Consider the following 19,652-nt stretch of genomic DNA (forward strand, 5'->3'; position numbering starts at 1 on the left):
TTAGTTTTTGTAATATTTTTCTATATAGTCTTCGTATCCGATTGCTTCGTCACGATAGGTTCCATCTTCAAATATTTCCACTATTCTATTTGCGATGGTGGAGATGAATTGGTGGTCGTGAGAAGTAAATAGTATATTTGATTTAAATGCGGTCAGTGATTTGTTTACTGCTTCGATACTTTCTAGGTCTAAGTGGTTTGTAGGTTGGTCAAAGATAAGTACGTTTGATGGTTTTAGCATCATCTTTGAGAACATCATTCTCACTCTTTCTCCCCCGCTTAGTACGTTTACTTCTTTTAGAACTTCGTCTCCTGAGAATAGCATCCTTCCTAAAAATCCTCTTAGGTAGATTTCAGATTGTTCTTCTGAGAACTGTCTTAAAAAGTCTACAAGGTTTAGATGTACTCCGTCGAAGTAGGATGAGTTGTCCTTAGGAAAATAATTATTGGTGATGGTTTGTCCCCATTTGTATTCTCCTTCGTAGTCATCGCTATTTCCTTCTATTATTTCAAATAGACTTGAGATAGCGAGTTCATTTCCTATAAATGCAATCTTGTCGTCCTTATTAACCCTCATGGAAAAATCTTTTAAGAGATCCTTGTCACCGAGTTTTATATTTAAATTTTCTATATTTAAGATTTCATTTCCAACTTCACGAGATAGTTCGAAGCCGATGAAAGGATACCTTCTTGAAGATGGTTTGATATCATCGAGAGTAATCTTGTCGAGAAGTTTCTTTCTACTGGTTGCCTGTTTTGATTTAGATTTATTTGCAGAGAATCTTCTGATGAAGTCTTGAAGTTCCTTGATCTTTTCTTCTTTTTTCTTGTTTTGGTCCTTTGCCATTTGAAGGGCGAGTTGGGAACTTTCGTACCAGAAATCATAGTTTCCAACGAATAGAGTTATCTTTCCAAAGTCGATATCCACCATGTGGGTACATACTTCATTTAGAAAATATCTATCGTGGGATACAATTATTACTACTCCGTTGAAATCTGCAAGGAAGTCTTCTAACCAAAGGACAGCCTTGATATCCAAACCGTTTGTAGGTTCGTCAAGTAGAAGCACGTCAGGTTTTCCGAATAGGGCTTGAGCTAGAAGTACTTTTACCTTTTCGCTTTCTTTTAGATCAGCCATGGTTTCGTAGTGAAGCTCTGTGCCTATACCTAAACCTTGAAGTATGGTTGAAGCTTCGGATTCTGATTCATATCCGCCCATTTCTGCAAACTCTGCTTCAAGTTCTGCTGCCTTCATGCCGTCTTCATCAGAGAAGTCCGGCTTCATGTAGATTGCATCTTTTTCTTTCATTATGTCATAGAGTTTTCTATTTCCCATGATTACCGTATCCATTACAGGGTATTCGTCGAAAGCATAGTGATCTTGGGCAAGCTTTGACATTCTCTTATTCTTTTCCATGGAAACATTTCCGGTGGTTGGTTCTTTTTCTCCAGATAAAATCTTAAGGAATGTAGATTTACCAGCGCCGTTTGCTCCGATTACTCCGTAGCAATTGCCGTCGTTGAAGATAAGATTTACATCGTCAAATAGTTTTTTATCTGGAAAAATAACCGAAATATTATTTACACTTAACATTTTTCCTCCTTAAAGCACGTCGGAATAGAATCCGGATACGCCTTTTTCTTTATATTTTTTAAGTTCATCCATACTATTTACAGTGTGGGTGAAGATCTTTACATTGGTCTTTTTAAGTTCGTTAAATAGTTTTGAATCGAGTCTTGACCGAGACATTGTAACCGCGTAGAGTTTATTTGCCTTTACAAAGTCTATGATTTCTCTATCGGGACTATTTATTTTGTACAGTGTTAGAATTATATTTTTATATCCTAGGGATTTTACCTCGTTATATTCGTTGAAATTATAGATTTGAGGTATGATTTGATCCATAGTTTCTGGTGAAACTTCTCTTATTTTCTTAAGTGTTTCCACATTTTTATACTTTATGTCTGTAACAACATAGGAATCTTTGTGATCTCTTAGGAAATTTACAAGATTTTCCATCTCCATTTGTTCAAAACCATGGACAGATTCAAAATCTAAGAATTCTTTTAAAGTAAATGATTTATTTTCAGTTACATTGAAGAATTTGCTTTGGTATCCGCCGAAGTCGTGAATCAACACTAGGTTGTCATCGGTGGATCTTTCTATATCTAGTTCAAAATATCTTCTGCCTTGATTGTAGTGGTATCTAACTGCATCAAGCATGTTGGAATAGTTAACTCCAGCTATAAATCCTCCTGCGTGCATGATAACCATTCCATCCTTGTATTTAGGAATAGAAGGAACATTTCCTCTATTATTATATACGACTTTGTTTTGGTTTAGTGATGTCAGTCCTTCAGACATGTCAGTATCTATAAATGATTTGTATATGAAGTCCTTATAACTATCCGTACTTAGAAGTGAATCGGATTTAATGTCTGTGGTTTTGGATTTTGAAACAGAAATATTTTCTCTTACTTCAGTCTTAAAACTTCCGTCTGTAACATATCTTAGCTTGTCACTATCCATAATCGTAATAGGAAACTTTCTATTATATAGGTATTCGCCGTACTGTGGATAGGTTGAAGTAACTCCATAGTAGTTTAGAATCGTAGCCATAAGGTCTATGGTTGAAACTGTATCTTCTATATTTTTCGATTCCAATTTATTTGATAAAAATATGATCGGTACATTGGTAGCATCGAGGCTCTTAAAATTATAGTTTTCTGCCTTTGTAGCTTGGGAATTAGTGCCGACGATTACAATTTCGTATTCGGAAAATCCATTTGCTCTTAAACTTTCAATTAAACTTTTAAGTGAAGAGTCAAGACTTTTGCTATCGGAACCTCTCTTTGAGTAGACAGAGTAGATAAAATTCTTGCCGCCACTTTTTCCAAGTTTAATAAGTTCATCTTTGAAACTATCTTCCTTAACAACCTTGGAATTTTTAAAGCCAAGTTTGGTTGAATCAAGATAATATTTTCCCTTAGTACTTAAAAAACTTGTGGTATAACCCATATCGTTGAAATAATTTTGAAGACCCTTTACATCCTTGCCTGAGATGTAATCCTTGCCAAAGGATCTAACCCTCGGATACATTCCATATAGATTTGTAAGGACGCTGTCGTCTTGAATGTGGGTTGAACTGGTAAGATATGCTTGGTCATAATATAGGGCAGAGTTTTTTAGAGATGAAATATATTCCATGTCTTCTGTTCTCTTTTCATAGAGACCATCCACAGCTAGGATCAACAGATTTTTATCCTTTAAAATTCCAGTGTAACTATCTTTTTCTAAACTTGTGAGCTCTCTATAATCTTCCTGTTTTATTCTTTCGTTATATTCTTTTGCTAATTCAACACTGTCTTCTCCCTGTGCGTAAACATTAAAAAGAAGAAGTGAAATAATAAAAATAGATAATAATTTTTTCATATGCACTCCTAACTACATAATTGTATCACAAAGGAAGGTGGCTTCATAGTTTTATTACAAAGTATTGTTGGGTATAATATGGTAAAGGAGGAAACTAAAATGAAGAATAAAACGAAATTTATATTGTCGATGTTACTTATTTTTTCGATGCTAGTAGTGACATCTTGTTCTACCATGGCAAAAGTTAGTAAGACCTCTAAGAATATAAATAAAAATCCGAAGTCAGAGGAGGAATACATACTAAAAGCCAAAGAGATTTTTGAAATTTCAGATGACTATACAGAACTTGATATAGAAACTTCTGACAATAAAGACAGGAGCGAAAAGTACCGCTTCCATTGGTCAAGAGAAGATGGCGATGACGGAATAAATGTCTCCATGGACAAGGAAGGTAATATTTTAAATTACAATCACTATGCCAATAGAGATAATAAGATAAAGGACCATGTGAGTAGGGAAGCCATAGAAAAGGCGGCTCTTAAATACTTAGAAAAGATAGATAAAAATCTTGTGGGAAGTCACAAAGTGATAAGCGTTGACTACGATAAGTATGAAAATACTGCTTCAGTTACATTTAGAAGGTATGTAGGTGATGTGCCGGTTATAGGAACAAACCTTGTAATTCAAATAGATTTATCCGACATGAGTCTAGCCTACTACGATTCTGGTTTATATTACTTGGTAAAAGATAAAACTGTAAGTAAAGATGCAAAACTAATTGGACTTGATCCAGCAAAAGAAAAGATTGAAAAGATAAATCCTATAATTCTTGCATATATGTCAAACAGATATGGAGAAGACAATACTGCAAAATTATATTACTTGCCTAAGAATGAGAAGTATATAGACGCTGTAGGTGGAGAAGCCGTTGACTTTAACGACAGTGGAATCTACTACAGAGAAGGTGACATGAAAACTGAAGAAGCCAAAGATTCAGCAGGCTTAACCGAAATGGAAAAGAAATCTGTAAAAGAGTTCCAAGGTCTTATGAAGAAGGAAGATCTTAGAAAACTCGTAGGTGATCTTATTCCAAAAGATTCTAAAATCGAAAGAGAAAGAATAACAAAAGGGGACAGGTACGAATATAGTTTCGAAGCGAGAAGAAAGGATAGATCAGCCTACTTCTCACTAGATGCAAAAGATGGAACCTTGACAAATTTCAATGACATCAGAGATGCAAAAGAAAAACCAGCCCCAAAAGCGGAAGAAGCTATAAAGATCGCAATGGCGTTTAAAGACAAGTATGCAAAGAAACTTGTAGATTTTGATTACAAAGATCCAAACATCTATTCAGACACTTACTGCACAAGAATAATTTATAGCCAACTTAAAGATGAAGTGCCGGTAGTAAACTATGGAGTAATTGTAGAACTTAACAATGATAATAAGAAGGTAAGTGCATTTAGTCTCAGGGAATACACTGAAAAGTTTGAAGACAAAGACGGAATAAAATCCCTTGACGAAGCTAAGAAAATCTATTTCGATGAAGATAATTTCAAACTTCTATACATGGTAAAGGACAATAAATTAAAACCTGTTTACGGATATGAAGATTTGACTCCAATAGGTGCGAGAACATTAAATAAATATTCAGATTTAGGTGAATTTATAAATCTAGAAAAATCAAAATATAAAACTGACCTTGAAAGACTTTTGGAATACAAAATTGGATTTATGGAAGATAAAGATGTCCTTGACGCTGCAACGGTAAAAGACCTTGCAGACATAGTAGAAGACGGGGTGAAACTTCTTGACCAATATGGGTACAGAAGTAATAATCCATTTAAAGATTTAAAAATGGATAAGAAATTAGATCGTCTCGACGCAATTAAAATCATCTTTAAGCTAAGGGGAGTTAACCTAGAAGGACTTGACTCAAAAGTATTTAAAGATATAGACGGACTAAAGGGAGAAGACTTAGTAAACTTCCAAATGGCTAGAAGCTACGGACTAACTTCAGAAAACTCCACCCATACAAATATAAATGTGGATGAACTTCTAAGCATCTACTACAGATCATTGAATATAAGATAAATTTCCCCGGTTAACCGGGGATTTATTTTTACAAAAAAAAGAGCTTCGTAGTGAAGCTCTTTTCATATAGGAGATTAATAAAGTCCAGATGGTTTTCCATCGGTCTTAATTATTATATTTTTGAATTGTGAATATGCATCGAGAATCATCTTGTGAGTTTCTCTACCGATACCAGATTTTTTGTAACCACCGAATGGAGCCCCTTCAGGGATGGCATTGTAAGTGTTGATCCAAACTCTACCAGTTTCAAGTGAGTTTGCAACGTTTAAAGCCTTGTTTATATCTTTTGTGAACACTCCGCCACCAAGACCGTATTCAGATTCATTTGCCATTCTGATTACATCTGCTTCATCTTTGAATTTGATAACTACTGCAACTGGTCCGAAGATTTCTTCTCTAGCAACAGTCATTTCGTTGGTAACTTCTGTAATTAAAGTAGGTTCTATAAATACTCCGTCCTTTAACTCTTTGTCTGCGTGTTTCTTACCACCGATAGCAATCTTAGCGCCTTCTCTAACTGCAACATCAATATATCCCAAAACTTTATTTTGTTGTCCTGGAGATATTTGTGCACCCATTTGAGTTTCTGGATCCCATGGAAGTCCAACCTTTACGCTCTTGAATTTTTCAACGGCGCGTTTTACAAATTCATCATAGATTCCTTCTTGAACGAAGACTCTTGATCCTGCGCAGCAAACTTGTCCTTGGTTAAATAAAATTCCAAGTAGAAGTCCGTCCATAGCCACGTCCATATCGCAATCGTCAAAGAAAATATTTGCAGATTTTCCGCCTAGTTCAAGGGTAGCTGGGATAAGTTTATCAGCAGCAGCCTTTGCAACTTCATATCCGATTTCGGTAGAACCTGTAAATGCGAGTTTGGATAGTCTATCGTTTTGAAGTAGGTATTCGCCAGATTTTGAACCTGATCCAGTGATAAGATTTATAACTCCCTTTGGAACTACATTTTCAATAAGCTTCATAAGTTCAAGAAGTGAAAGTGAAGTAGTTGAAGATGGTTTTATAACTATTGCATCACCGGCAGCAAGTGCAGGAGCAAGTTTCCAAGCAGCCATTAAAAATGGGAAGTTCCAAGGAATAACTTGACCAACTACACCGATAGGTTCTCTTATAACTAGAGAAATATTGTGAGCGTCAAATTTATTTAGAGTTCCTTCGTCAGCAAGGATAACTCCAGCGAAATATCTAAAATGATCAGCAGCTAGAGGAATGTCCACGTTCAAAGTTTCTCTAATAGGTTTACCATTGTCCATGGTTTCTACCATTGCAAGATGTTCTTTATTTGCATCGATAATATCAGCAATCTCATTTAAAATTTTAGCTCTTTCTTTAGGAGTTGTGTGTCTATAAGATTCAAAAGCTTTCCATGCTGCATCGACAGCCTTATCTACATCGGCTCTTGTAGCTTCAGAAATCTCAGCTAAAAGAGATCCGTCGGCAGGAGAAAAACTATTAAGGGTTTCTTTGTCTTCAGCTTCTACCCATTCTCCGCCTATAAAAAGTTTGTACATTTTATCTAAATTTAATTCAGGTTTTTTCATTAAAATCCCTCCTAATTAATTATTTTGTATTTTAATTATACCCTGGAAAAAATTTTAAACAACATAAATAATAATAGTTATCATTTTAACGAATGAAACTTTTGTGATAACATCACATTTATAAAGAAAAAAAGAGAATAAATTTAAAAGTTGGAAGTTTTAGCTTATAAGTGTATAATTTAACTAGGTGATACAATGGCTAAAATTGGAATATTTGACTCCGGAGTCGGTGGAGTGAGTGTGCTCAAGGAACTTTTAAAAGTTCTTCCAGATGAAGAGTACATATACTACTGCGACCAGAAGAATCTTCCCTACGGAGAGAAGACTCCCGGTGAAATCAGAAATTTAACGAAGACATCTTTTAATTTTATAGATAGACAGAATGTGGATATGGTTGTCATAGCTTGCAACACGGCAACGGCAAACGCAGAGAGGTATCTAAAGGCAATCTTTGGATTTCCAATCTTTGGAATAATTAGATCTGGCATTTCAGAAATAGTAAAGGCGACTAAAAATAACAAAATACTCATAATCGCAACCGAATCCACTGTGGAAAATGGAATCTACCAAGAGAAGATTAAGTCCTTGGTGCCAAACGCAGACGTAAGGGCAAAAGGTTGTAGCAACTTGGTAAGAGCAGTAGAAGATGGACATATAGACGACGAACTTGCGGTGCAGGTGGTGAAAGAATATTTAGAAGAGTATAGAGATTTTGAATTCGATACCCTTGTTTTAGGATGCACCCACTTTCCATTGGCAAGACCTGCCATAGAAAAAGTCCTTGAAGAAATGGACAAGGAAGTGACCATAGTCGACCCGGCAAAATCTCTTGCTGAGACTGTAAGTGAATTCTTGCAGGATAGAGATTTTGAAAATAAGAGAAGTGGAATTAAACTTTACACATCTCACAGCTCAAATGATCTATCGAAGATGGTAAAAAGTATTTTAAATATGGATTGTAATGAGGAGGAAATAAATGAAGAAGATTATAAAGATTGAAGGAATGAAATGTGAAAACTGTAGCGCCCATGTAAAAGAAGCTCTAGAAGCATTGGATTCAAACTTGGACGTGAAGATTTCTTTATTTAGAAAGCAAGCTACCGTTGAAGGCGAAAACCTAAACGATGAAGCCCTTAAGGAAGCAGTAGAAAAAGCCGGATACAAAGTACTAGGAATAAATTAATAAAGGTTCACCCAGTGAGCCTTTTTTATTTGGAGGATCGATGTTAGAGAAGTATAGAAATAGATTTAGTAAGCACAATTACAAAGTTTTAAACGAACTCATAGATTCAATAAAAGAAGGGGACTACATAGTTACCGATTGCGACAATTCCTATGTCATGCACGATACAGAAGAAAATCTATTCTTCTACCAACTAGTGAGTTTAAAATACAAAATGACACCAGAAGAATTTAGAGAAGTTCTATTTAAAGATTTGCCAGATGATGAAAGAATAGTGGATGAAGCTAAATTTGCAGCAGATTTAGCAGCCACATATTTCAAAGAATTAGTAGCAGATGATGAGTTTGAAGAAAACCCACACTACGTAGAATTTATAGAGCTCATGTGCTACCTATATTTGGAGCTTAGCTACTACGACAGAAAAAAGACTGTTGGATTTAGAATACTCTACCTATTTAAAAACTTCACAGAAGAAGAACTAAGAGAGATGGTGGGAGAAATGTATGACTACACGAGATCAATTTCTTTTCAAAGATTGGAATTTAACTTCGAAGGCAAGTACAAACTACATTCCTACATCGATGTTGGAGTTGGCAAGTTTGAAGAAGTAGAAGCACTTGTAAAAGATATCAAATCTAAGGGTGCCAAAGCATATGTATGCACAGCATCATCAAGAATCGTAGTGGATGAATTTATGAATAGATGCTCCAAAGGACTATTTGATGGAGTAGTAGGCCTTGAACTTGTAGAAAGAAACGGAGTGCTACAAGCAGAAGGAGACGAAGAAAAACTGTTGACCATGGGCAAAGGTAAAGGGGAATATCTTGAAATTTTAAAAGGAAGATATAATCGCCCTGCAATGCTCTATATAGGCGACTCAGACGGAGACTACTACGCCTTGACAAACGACGGATTAAAATACGGACTTATAATAAATAGAAACACTTCTGGAAAGATCGAAACCCTAAAAGAAATGGCGAGGAAAAAAGAATTCGAAAACACTATCTATCTCTTACAGAAAAGGGACGAAGAAAAAGGAATACTAGTTTCAGAATAAAATTTAAAGGATAAATATCCCCTAGATCTCTAGGGGATACTTTTGTTAACGCTGGTCTTTCTGTAGCGAACTCACTCCCAACTACGATTCACTACGTAGCGGAAGCAACCTGCTTCCATAAACCTATACACTACATTATCTTTCCTCAGGCGTAGCCGTGAAAAAATATAGATTCCATTTTATCTCTGTAGCGGAAATCTAGGTTCCACAGCCGAAGGCGTGAAGTCTTTAAACATATCCATGATTATCACCTATCGAGCGACACTCTAAACAACTAGTCATCCTGAGCGAAGACGGAAACGCCGTCGAAGTCGAAGGATCTGATCCATATTTATCCTAGTCATCAATACATGACCTCACCATGGTTATACCCATTCGACTCGGAAATAAATTTCCTCGCTCAGGGTGACTGTCTTCCTCTGGAACATTTATAGAGAATACTTTCCCAACTACAGTCACCCTGAGCGAAAGAGCCGAAGGCTCTGAAGTCGAACGGGTATAACTTCTGAAGGTCAAGTCTATCCAACTGCACTATTTCAAAATAAAATTATTCAAATTTAAAACCGTAAAAAACAATATTTCTATCAATCTTATCAAGAGGATTTGCCTCGATATACCTATCTGAAGCCAGTGACCACTTGAATCCATCTGGCAAAGTAGGAATATTTACAAGGTCCAAGTATCCATTTGAATTTGAAGGTATTTCAACTCTTCTAGAATTTCCAAACTCATCTGGGAATACAAAGGCGGCAGTGAACTCTGAATTGGAACTAGAACTAGAATTAGAATTTGAAATCCCATAGAAATCTTGATTCTTTTCAAAACCATCTTCAAAATTTGCGTAGTCCTCACCCTTTCTATCGGTGAACCAACCAGCGTAACCCATAGGTAAAATAGGAATAGAATTTAAATCTAGACTCTTTCCCTTTGGAATCTCAAACTTCGCCACTAGTTTTCTCTTATTCTTATCGACAGTATAGAAGGATAATTTTACAAAATTTCCTTTGAACTTCGCATAGAGTGTGGTGTCCTCATCGAAACCTTTATTTAAATCAGCCTTTTTAGTCCTTTCCTTGTCCAAGTAATATCCATCAAAAGTATATCCATCACTCAAATTAAAGTTTGTAGAATCCTCAAACTTTTTATTTTTTTGCACTTTAATATTATTTACAACGCTGTCTTCTCTGCTATCAAGCTTCGCCATAATCGTAATGTAGATAAAATCCTTGGTAGCTTCACCTAGATTTTTATCCGCATTATAAAACATTGCAGCTGCTTCTCCACGAGTAATAAGACCTAGAGGTTTGAAACTTCCATCGGGATATCCAGAAATTATTTTTCTATCAACGAGGAATGAAACCTCAGATTTATTCACAATACTTATATTATCAATAAAACCCAGCTTGTTTTGAGAATATCCAGAATATATGCTTGCAATAATTCTAGAAGCCTCATCTCTAGTTATAAATTTATTTGGAGAAATTATGAGGTTTGAATCTTTTATGTAACCAGCCTTCACCCCGCGACAAACTTCGGAATAGAACCAATCGGACTTCTTCATATCTTTGAAGTGAATGTGGTCAAAAGTATTATATTTTGCAAAGTGATTTACGATTGTGTAGAATTCTGCGTTAGTTATATTTGCATCAGGCTTAAAAGTCCCGTTTGGATAACCTTTGATAAGTTCATTTTTAGAAGCCCAAGACACAAAAGGTTTCGCCCAGTGGGAATTAACATCCGCAAAAGCAAAAATATTTTTAGGTATGAAGATGATAATTAAAACAGAAATAAATAATAAAAACTTTTTCATAAAATCCTCCTTAATTATATTTTAACATAGTATATTTGGAAAAGTGTTTGAAAATCCAAGAAGTGTTATTAAAGTACTAGAAAAATTTTAAGTATTAAACTAGGAAAACATTTTATAGAGCTTTGAGTATGTTGACATAAAGAATAAGATGGGTTATTCTATGGTAAGTTGTAAAAAAATGCGACACAAATAGAAAATAAAAACTCGTACTAGCTTCGTGAAAAATTTTAAAAACGAAAAAAACTAACATAGAGGTCAATATGAGCTTTAAACATCTTACACTAAACGAAAGAAATAAGATTGAGGTATTAATAAAAGAAGGTTATTCTTCTAGAGGAATAGCTAAAATTTTGGGCTGCCACCATTCAACAATATCAAGAGAGCTTAAACGCTGTGAAGCTGAATATAAAGCACACGCAGCAGAAAAAGATAAAAAGCATAAATCTTCACTTAAAGGCAGAAAAAATAAATCAACAATCGAAATTATAGGCACAATCAATGAATAAATAAACTTTAAGCAGTAAATATAAAAAGTAGCTGTCACTGTTTACAGTGGAAGTAGTGAAAATTCTATTGGTTTGTTAAGGAAGTATTATCTGAAAAAGACTGATTCGATAGAATATCTATAGAGAATCTTATTAAAATTTAATGGAGTTCAATAAGAAATATTTGAATTATTTATATAATCGAACTCCTTTAGAATTGTTTGTACAGAAGAGTAGTTTTATTAAGATGTCGCAAATTTATTTGCAATTTATAATATTAAATATTTATAGGGGATGATTTAATTGACAAAAATGACTAAAAGAGAGAGGGTTATGGCAACTCTAAGAGGCGAAAAAACAGACAGACCTCCTATTACTGCCTATAGACACTTTCCAAAAGTCGAAAGAGAGCCTAGAGATTTAGCAAATATAATGCTAAAGTGGCAAAAAGATTATGATTGGGATATTGTTAAAGTTCACCCATCAGCTGTTTATATGCAAGAAGCATATGGAGACAAGATAGATTATGTGAACTATGAACAAGAAATTTTCCCAACAAAATTAAGTTCAGCTGCAAAGGGATATGATCTTAGCGTATTTAAGATTTTAGACATGACTAATCAAGTTTTGAAAGATCATGTAGAGGCTATCAAGCTTATAAGGGATGGATTAGATGAAGATGTACCTATACTTCAAACTGTTTTCACACCTTTACAAATTGTAAGTGGGGTTTTTGATCTTCCTTTTGTTAGAAGACATTTTCCAGCTGATAGAGAAGAAAACCCAATATTCAAGATAATGGAAGAACATGAAGAAGAACTTTTGAAGGCTCTTGATAATATAACAGAAACTTATATAAATTATTGGAAGGCTTTAAAAGAAGTTGGATGTGACGGATTCTTCCTTGCAGGTATTTCATGGGCTAGAACAGACTATATGAAGTTTGAAGAATGGGAAAAATTTGTAAAGAGATTTGATGTTAAATTCTCTCAAGCTGTTAAAAATGATGGCGGAATAATTATGTATCACACATGTGGTATTAAGTCTAACCCAGATAGGTTCAAGGATTTCCCTATAGATATTCTTCATTGGGACCAAGGTGCAGAGGACAATCCATCAATAAAAGAAGCATCAGCTTATCTTGGAAAGATCACACCAATGGGTGGCGTTGATGAGATGATTTTTGGAAATAATTCAGAAGAAGAAATAGCTAGACAAGCTAAAAAAGCTATAGAAGAAAATAAAGATATACCTTTTATATTAGCTCCATACTGTTCAGTTTCTATACATTCAACAGATGCTGAAATGAGAGCTTTTAGAGATTCAGTAGAAAAGTAAAAATAAGGAGGAAATATGTCAACTCAAGCAATAATAACTTGTATTGTATTCGTTGTCACTATGATTTTATTAATATGGCAACCTATACACCCTATTTTAATTGGAGCATTGGTGCCTTCAGTTTTGGCATCTTTTAAAATTATAGAAGCAAAATCAGCATATATGGAATTTGCGAACACTACAGTAGTATTCTTCTTAGGACTATGTGTAGTTGGAGAAGCCTTTTTTAAAACAGGACTTGCAGATTACATTGGAGGAAAAATTATTGGTTTAATAGGTGGTACTGAAAAGGGACTTATAGTCGGAACTGGTCTTGTAGCTGGTGGACTATCTGCATTCCTAAATGATACAGGATCAACAGCATGCCTAATGCCTATAGTTAGTTCAATGTCTGAAAAGGCGAAAGTAAACAAGTCTAAACTTTTAATGGCACTTGCATATTTTGCATCTCTAGGTGGAACAATTACCTTAATAGGAACAACACCTCATATAGTAGCAAATGGTATCCTTGCTGATATGAAACTAAGAGAATTTACATTCTTTGAATATGCAAAGATAGGTGTTCCTCTTCTTATTGCAGGTATTATATATATGATATTTATTGGAACAAAACTTTTACCTGTAAAAGAAATAGACCTTGGAGAAGTTAAAGAACCAGTTTACAACAAGGGTAAAATGATAACGATAGCTCTTATATTCCTAGGAGTAGTTTTGTGTATGGCAACTAAAGTTATACCAATGCATGTTGCTGGTGTTTTTGGAGCAATCTTAGCTGTTTTAACAGGATGTATAGATATAAAAGACGCTATAAAATCTTTTTCAGCAACAACAATATTCTTAGTAGGAGGAATTTTCCCTCTAAGTAAAGCTTTAATATCTACAGGTGCAGCAGAATACTTTGTAAATAAATTAAGCCCTGTTTTATCAGGAATGCCTCCAGTTGTAGTTATTGGTGGAATAGCACTTTTAATGCTTCTAGCTACTCAATTTTTGCTTAACTCTTCAGCAACAGTTTTGATTCTTCCTGTAAGCATTTTGATTTGTCAAGCTAGTGGAATTAACCCATTGGCAGGTGCTATGGCTGTATCAATATGTGCTTCAGGTGTATTCACTACTCCATTTGGAACAGGACCAAACCTATTAGTTTGGGAAGCTGGCGGATACACAATGAAAGACTATATTAAGTGTGGATTCCCACTACTTATAGTATTTTGGCTAGTTACAACAGCCCTATGTTCAGTATTTTATCTATAAAATAAATAAACTATTTGAACTTAACGGGAGGAAATTGTGGATTATAAAGAATATATAAAACAAGAACTGATAACAGCATTTGGATGCACAGAGCCAATAGCAATAGCATATGCTGCAGCTAAGGCATCTGAAGCGCTTGGAGCTAGACCTGAAAAATTAGAAGGAATTTTCTCAGGCAATATTATTAAAAATGCTCACAGCGTTACAGTTCCTGGTACTGATGGAAGAAAAGGGATTGAAATATCCATAGTTGCCGGCGCTTTTCTAGGAAATGCAGATAAGAAACTAGAAGTTTTGGCAGATATTGATAAGTCTAAACTTAAAGAATGCGATCAATTTATAAAAGAAGGAAATGTGAGTGTAGAATTAAAACCTAATACTGCAAACCTATATATAGAAATTATCGCTAAAAAAGGTGAAGACACATCTAGAGTAATAATAGAAGATGATCATACTAATGTAGTATTGATTGAAAAAAATTCTAAAGTAGTTTTCGAAAAGGCTAAAGGCACTGAAGAAGACGAAAAGGTTGATTTCTCATTTGAAAAAATATATGAGTTTGCAAAAACTTGCGATTATACTGATATAAAAGATATTTTCGATAGAGAGATTGAGTACAACTATGCCATAGCTAAAGAAGGATTAACAAACGATTGGGGTTCTAATATAGGCAAAATCATATTAGAAAACTCAAATGGAAACTATTTTGAAAGTTTGACAGCTTATGCAAGTGCAGGATCAGATGCTAGAATGAGTGGAGCTGAAAATCCGGTTGTCATAAACTCTGGTAGTGGAAATCAAGGAATAACAGTATCTGTACCGATAATAAAATATGCACAAGATAAGAATGTTGACCAAGATACTCTATATAGAGCTTTAATATTTGCAAATTTAATCGGATTATATTTAAAACAAGGTATAGGCAAGTTATCTGCTTATTGTGGAGTTGTTTCAGCGGCTTCAGCATCTATATGTGGCATTGCTTATATGGAAGACAGACCACTAGAAACAATAAAAGAAACCATATCTAATGCTCTTGCTGTAAATTCTGGATTGGTATGCGACGGAGCCAAGGCTTCTTGTGCCATGAAAATAGCGTCATCTTTGAGAAATGCTTTCTTGGCATACAACCAAGCTTTGTCAAACAATTCATTCAAAGCAGGAGATGGAATAGTAAAAGATGACATTGAAAAAACAATAGATACAGTAGGTCATATTGCTAGATACGGTATGAAAAAAACTGATGAAGTTGTTTTAAATGAAATGATAGAAAATAGAGACTATATAAAAGACTTTGAATAAAAAAAACCCGGGATTAATCTCCCGGGATTTTTATTTTTTCAACTCCTAAATAAAATTATATTTTTTAATTTACTTACTACTACTTTTTTTCAAATTCTTCATATTAAGAACGAGAGTTCCGATTATAACTAAAGCCAAGCCTATAAAAAGTAAAAAAGTAAACTTTTCTTTCAAGAATATTATCGAAAGAATCGTTCCGAATATTGGAATAAATAATTTATATATTCCAAATTCTCCAGCGCTATGATACTGAAGTACTATAGTCCAAAGAGAAAAAGCAGTGGCTGATATGAATGCGCCATAGGTTAGCATAATAAAGGCTAAGGGACTTAGGTAGAAGGCGGATTTTTTTAAGAAGATGCCTCCAAAAATAAGAACTAAGCCGCCGATTGCAAATTGGCTTCCTGTCAAGAGGAATGGATCTTGATTTCTTCCCTTTAGTCTAACAAGTATTGTGGCAAGTGCATTGAAGAAGGTGGCTATTATTATGAAGCCCTCTCCTTTTAGACTTATTCCTCCACCGGCATCGCCGTTTAGGTTTGTGACTAAAATGCCAGCAGTTCCTATGATGACAGCTAGCACCTTGTTTAGATTTAGTCTTTCACCTGGTATAAAGGCTGCTGCCATGATTACAATTAAAAATGATCCAAAGGCTTGGATTATTGAAGCCTTTACTCCATGAGTATTGGAAAGTCCTATATAGTAGAAAAAGTACTGAAAAGTGGTTTGAACTAGGGATAGGATTATGACAAATTTTAAGTTTAATTTAGAAAATTTGCTTTCCTTGGTTTTGAAAAATTGATGATAAAAAATGGCTAAGATCCCTGCCATGAAAAATCTTACCCCTGCTATTAAAATTTTTAAACCAAAGTCGTCACTAGGTACTTGCATGACCTTGTAGGTCGTCTTAATAAGGGGTATGGCAGAACCCCAAAGAAGCATTGCAAATAATGAAAGTATTATTGCGTTTTTTTTATTTTTAAAAAATTTTTCCATGTGTATAGTTTATCAGAAAAGTGTTTATTTTACTAGTTTTAAGTTGAACATGATTTATTGTAAGAACTTATCGTAGTATGTTGTCAAGTTAGGTAATTTATTTTATATCTATTTTATGAATAGTTGAACTTTATAAAGTTATATAAAATATAAAACAAACAATAATGTTTAATAGTTAAAAGATTAAAGGTTTAAACAATTTAGTTGAAAAATCATTTAATTGGTGATATTCTATTACTAGAGTTTCTTAGTAAAGAGGGGTATAAATGATTAATCAAGAATTATTAAAAGAAGAAGTGAAAAAATTGGTATACTGGGTAGGAACTCATATATCTGAAGACAACGTTAGACTAATGAAGAAAGCATACCAAAACGAAAGCGGAGAACGCGGAAAGAGCATGCTAAGTTCAATGTTAGACAATGTAGAAATGGCAGAAGAAATGGAACTTCCAGTATGTCAGTCTCCAGGATTTCCTACAGTATATGTTAAATTTGGAGACAAAACAACTCCAGGTGATGTAGAAAAATTCTTAGGGGAAGCATTAGTTAATGCTACAAATGAAGGTTATTTCAGACCAAGTATAGTTGATCCTTTAACTAGAAAAAACAGTGGAAATAATTCTGGAAAAGGAGTACCTAATATTGAATATGAATATGTAAAGGACCTAGATTATATAGAAATCATAATAAGCTTAAAGGGATGTGGAGCAGAACTAGGAAATGCAATGAAAATACTTACAGTTCCACAACTTAAAGAAGATTTAAGTGGTTTAACTGAGCTTGTACTAGATACTGTAATAAAAGCTGGTGGAAAACCTTGTCCTCCAGTAGGTATAGGAATTGGTATAGGTGGTCAAATGGACGTAGCTTCTAAATTAAGTAGAAAAGCCATCAGTACAAGAAAATGGGATGATCAAAATGAAGATCCGCTTTTAAATGAATTAGAAAATCATTTAAAAGATGAAGTTAATAAATTGGGACTTGGACCTGCTGGGATAGGCGGAGATAATTATTGTTTAGCAGTTAAAATAGCAACTGCAGCTACCCATACAGCTATAGCGCCAGTCGCTATTAACTTCCATTGTTGGGTAACACGTAGAGCAGGGATAAGAATCTATTCAAATGGAAATGTTGAAAAAATATTGTGAGGTTTTAAAATGATAGAATTAAAAACACCAATTACTTTTGATCAGATAAAAGATTTAAAAATCGGAGACGTAGTATATATTACTGGAGAAATAATTACAGCTAGAGATCAAGCTCATCTAAGAATAAGAAAATTTTTAGAAGAAGGTAAAGAACTACCTTATAATTTTAATGGATCTTGTGTTTTTCATGCTGGACCAGTAATTGAAAAAAAAGAAGGACAAAATGTTTTAAGGGTCGTAGGACCAACTACAAGCATTAGAATGGAACCATATGCAGATATGGTAGGCAAACTAGGCGTTAAAGCCATAATAGGTAAAGGAGGTATGGATCAAGAAACTCAAAAAGCATGTAAAAAATATGGATATATTTATTTGCAAGCAGCACCAGGCTGTGCGGTTAAGCTAGCAAGTGGAATTGAAAAAGTTAACGGAGTTCACTGGGAAGAGCTATCTATGCCTGAAGCCATGTGGGTTTTTAAAGCAAATAAATTCGGCCCACTAGTTGTTGGAATGGATGCTGAAGGAAATAGTGTTTATAAAAACTTAAGAAGTTCAGCAGAAAAATTATTAAATGAAGAAAAGGAGAAGTAAAATGAAAAGAAAAAAATTAGCGATTTTAGCTATTTTCGCAATGGCTATATTTTTCACAGGTTGTTCAAAAAAAGGAGACAGTGCTGAAGTTAAAACTGATACATCAGATTTTCCAAAAAAAGACATTCACATTATAGTACCTTATAATGCTGGAGGCGGTGTTGACATAACTTCTAGAGTATTTGCAGATATTGCTAAATCAGAAGAAAGCATGAAAGGCAATGCAATAGTTGTAGAAAATAAGGGTGGTGCTGGAGCAGTTGTAGGTCAAACCTATGTTTCTCAAGCAGAACCTGATGGATATACAGTACTAGCTTACACAAATGCTGCTATTAACAATCCAAAATTAAAAGACGTTACTTATAATTTAGATTCTTTTAAACCTTTAGCTATGATTTGTTTTGACCCAGACGTACTAGTTATGCCTCCAAATTCAAAATTTAAAAACTTAGAAGAATTTATAGCATATGCAAAAGAAAATACTGTGAAAGTTGCTACTCCAGGATTTGCTACAGTGCATCATCTAGCAGCTGTTATATTAGAACAAGAAAACAACTTAAAATTTGAATACTTACACAACGACTCTGCAGCTGTTCAAATGCAACAAATAATGGGCGGACATTGCGATGTAGCTTTTGTATCTGTTGGAGAAGCAGCATCATCAATTCAAGATGGAACAATCAAAGGTCTTGGCGTAATGAGCGACGAAAGAATAGAATCAATCAAAGATGTACCTACATTTAAAGAAAATGGTTACGATATGACTTACGGAGCTTTTAGAGGATTTGCCGTTTCAAGTAATGTTCCTGACCAAGAATACAATGAATTAAAGAAAATATTTGAAAAAGTTGGAGCATCTGACGAATTAAAAGAAGCACTAATGAAGGCTAATATACCTTATTCATACAAAGACGGAGATGCCTTTTTAGAATATGTTAAAAAACAAGATGAGTCTCTTGATAAAATACTACCAATATTAAAACAAGCTAAGTAAATACAGATTTTAAATCTGTATTTACTTTTTTAGAGGTGAAAAAGTGAAAAGTAAAACAGTAAATCTCTTTATTCCCATAATTTTATTTATTATATCTATCTATGTAATTATTACATCAAGATCATATGGGAGTGAAGGTCAATTTCCTTTTTTAATAGGAGCAGGTCTATTAATTTCTTCAGGTGCTCTAATAATAAGAACTATTTTTAAGAATGACCTAGAAGTAAATTTTTCAGATTCGAATTTAACAGGTGTAGGTATCACTATATTGACTTTAGTAGCATATATTTTTCTATTCGATAAAATTGGTTATTTTATATCTACCGTTTTATTAGGAACAATAGTTATTAGAATACTAGGATATAAAAATATATTCAAGAATTTAATATTTGTTATTATTGCAACAGCTTTAAGTTTCTGTATATTTAAGATTTTACTTAAAGTACCGCTACCAACATTGTTTATATAG

Annotated in this window: 16 protein-coding genes and 1 pseudogene; 12 read left to right on the top strand and 5 right to left on the bottom strand. The window is 34.1% G+C overall.

What is annotated here, in order from left to right:
- Both HMPREF9225_RS03250 and HMPREF9225_RS03255 read right to left on the bottom strand, forming a co-directional pair.
- Nucleotides 1-1,593 (bottom strand): ABC-F family ATP-binding cassette domain-containing protein, encoded by a 1,593-nt coding sequence (locus HMPREF9225_RS03250; protein ID WP_008901512.1) that lies wholly within the window; start codon nt 1,591-1,593, stop codon nt 1-3.
- A gap of 9 nt (nt 1,594-1,602) precedes the next feature.
- Nucleotides 1,603-3,432 carry a glycerophosphodiester phosphodiesterase family protein gene (locus tag HMPREF9225_RS03255; protein ID WP_008901513.1) on the bottom strand — a complete coding sequence of 610 codons (1,830 nt, stop codon included), beginning with the start codon at nt 3,430-3,432 and terminating at the stop codon, nt 1,603-1,605.
- Between the two features lie 99 nt (nt 3,433-3,531).
- Here HMPREF9225_RS03255 and HMPREF9225_RS03260 point away from each other — a divergent pair, with 99 nt between their 5' ends.
- Nucleotides 3,532-5,466 carry a YcdB/YcdC domain-containing protein gene (locus HMPREF9225_RS03260; RefSeq protein WP_040551299.1) on the top strand — a complete coding sequence of 645 codons (1,935 nt, stop codon included), beginning with the start codon at nt 3,532-3,534 and terminating at the stop codon, nt 5,464-5,466.
- A 74-nt stretch (nt 5,467-5,540) separates the two neighbouring features.
- Here HMPREF9225_RS03260 and HMPREF9225_RS03265 read toward each other — a convergent pair whose 3' ends face one another.
- On the bottom strand, nt 5,541-7,025 hold the full coding sequence (locus tag HMPREF9225_RS03265; RefSeq protein WP_008901515.1) for an aldehyde dehydrogenase family protein: 1,485 nt from the start codon (nt 7,023-7,025) through the stop codon (nt 5,541-5,543).
- 195 nt (nt 7,026-7,220) lie between these two features.
- Between HMPREF9225_RS03265 and murI the strand changes: the two genes are divergently transcribed.
- The 3 genes from murI to HMPREF9225_RS03280 are packed head-to-tail and all read left to right on the top strand — an operon-like array spanning nt 7,221 to nt 9,265.
- Nucleotides 7,221-8,024: a glutamate racemase gene (gene murI / locus HMPREF9225_RS03270; protein ID WP_008901516.1), complete on the top strand. Its 804-nt coding sequence runs from the start codon at nt 7,221-7,223 to the stop codon at nt 8,022-8,024.
- Nucleotides 8,002-8,208 carry a heavy-metal-associated domain-containing protein gene (locus HMPREF9225_RS03275; RefSeq protein ID WP_008901517.1) on the top strand — a complete coding sequence of 69 codons (207 nt, stop codon included), beginning with the start codon at nt 8,002-8,004 and terminating at the stop codon, nt 8,206-8,208. Before murI ends, HMPREF9225_RS03275 begins: the two co-directional genes overlap by 23 nt.
- A gap of 40 nt (nt 8,209-8,248) precedes the next feature.
- Nucleotides 8,249-9,265 (top strand): HAD family hydrolase, encoded by a 1,017-nt coding sequence (locus HMPREF9225_RS03280; protein WP_008901518.1) that lies wholly within the window; start codon nt 8,249-8,251, stop codon nt 9,263-9,265.
- A 547-nt stretch (nt 9,266-9,812) separates the two neighbouring features.
- Here the strand turns inward: HMPREF9225_RS03280 and HMPREF9225_RS03285 are convergent.
- Nucleotides 9,813-11,075 carry an S-layer homology domain-containing protein gene (locus HMPREF9225_RS03285; protein WP_008901519.1) on the bottom strand — a complete coding sequence of 421 codons (1,263 nt, stop codon included), beginning with the start codon at nt 11,073-11,075 and terminating at the stop codon, nt 9,813-9,815.
- Nucleotides 11,076-11,335: 260 nt separating this feature from the next.
- On the opposite strand from HMPREF9225_RS03285, the pseudogene HMPREF9225_RS10640 reads away from it, so the two are divergent.
- From HMPREF9225_RS10640 to HMPREF9225_RS03305, 4 genes and pseudogenes are all read left to right on the top strand, one after another.
- Nucleotides 11,336-11,578: pseudogene (locus HMPREF9225_RS10640) on the top strand (helix-turn-helix domain-containing protein); the annotation flags it as partial.
- A gap of 294 nt (nt 11,579-11,872) precedes the next feature.
- Complete coding sequence (locus HMPREF9225_RS03295) at nt 11,873-12,898, top strand: uroporphyrinogen decarboxylase family protein (protein WP_008901521.1); 1,026 nt, start codon at nt 11,873-11,875, stop codon at nt 12,896-12,898.
- 15 nt (nt 12,899-12,913) lie between these two features.
- Nucleotides 12,914-14,152 (top strand): SLC13 family permease, encoded by a 1,239-nt coding sequence (locus HMPREF9225_RS03300; RefSeq protein WP_008901522.1) that lies wholly within the window; start codon nt 12,914-12,916, stop codon nt 14,150-14,152.
- Between the two features lie 36 nt (nt 14,153-14,188).
- On the top strand, nt 14,189-15,454 hold the full coding sequence (locus HMPREF9225_RS03305; protein WP_008901523.1) for an L-cysteine desulfidase family protein: 1,266 nt from the start codon (nt 14,189-14,191) through the stop codon (nt 15,452-15,454).
- Between the two features lie 69 nt (nt 15,455-15,523).
- On the opposite strand, the gene HMPREF9225_RS03310 is transcribed toward HMPREF9225_RS03305, so the two are convergent.
- A complete protein-coding gene (locus HMPREF9225_RS03310) occupies nt 15,524-16,450 on the bottom strand; it encodes a DMT family transporter (RefSeq protein ID WP_008901524.1) in 927 nt (308 codons plus the stop codon).
- Between the two features lie 266 nt (nt 16,451-16,716).
- On the opposite strand from HMPREF9225_RS03310, the gene HMPREF9225_RS03315 reads away from it, so the two are divergent.
- Genes HMPREF9225_RS03315 through HMPREF9225_RS09775 form a run of 4 tightly spaced genes read left to right on the top strand, consistent with a single transcriptional unit; the run spans nt 16,717 to nt 19,652 of the window.
- Nucleotides 16,717-17,598 carry a fumarate hydratase gene (locus HMPREF9225_RS03315; protein WP_008901525.1) on the top strand — a complete coding sequence of 294 codons (882 nt, stop codon included), beginning with the start codon at nt 16,717-16,719 and terminating at the stop codon, nt 17,596-17,598.
- Nucleotides 17,599-17,607: 9 nt separating this feature from the next.
- A complete protein-coding gene (locus HMPREF9225_RS03320; protein ID WP_008901526.1) occupies nt 17,608-18,189 on the top strand; it encodes a FumA C-terminus/TtdB family hydratase beta subunit in 582 nt (193 codons plus the stop codon).
- Nucleotide 18,190: 1 nt separating this feature from the next.
- The gene (locus tag HMPREF9225_RS03325) at nt 18,191-19,183 is read left to right on the top strand and encodes a Bug family tripartite tricarboxylate transporter substrate binding protein (RefSeq protein ID WP_169304148.1); all 993 of its coding nucleotides are present in this window, start codon (nt 18,191-18,193) and stop codon (nt 19,181-19,183) included.
- A 43-nt stretch (nt 19,184-19,226) separates the two neighbouring features.
- Nucleotides 19,227-19,652 carry a tripartite tricarboxylate transporter TctB family protein gene (locus HMPREF9225_RS09775; protein ID WP_008901528.1) on the top strand — a complete coding sequence of 142 codons (426 nt, stop codon included), beginning with the start codon at nt 19,227-19,229 and terminating at the stop codon, nt 19,650-19,652.

Source organism: Peptoniphilus duerdenii ATCC BAA-1640 (genome assembly GCF_000146345.1).
GTDB lineage: Bacteria > Bacillota > Clostridia > Tissierellales > Peptoniphilaceae > Peptoniphilus_B > Peptoniphilus_B duerdenii.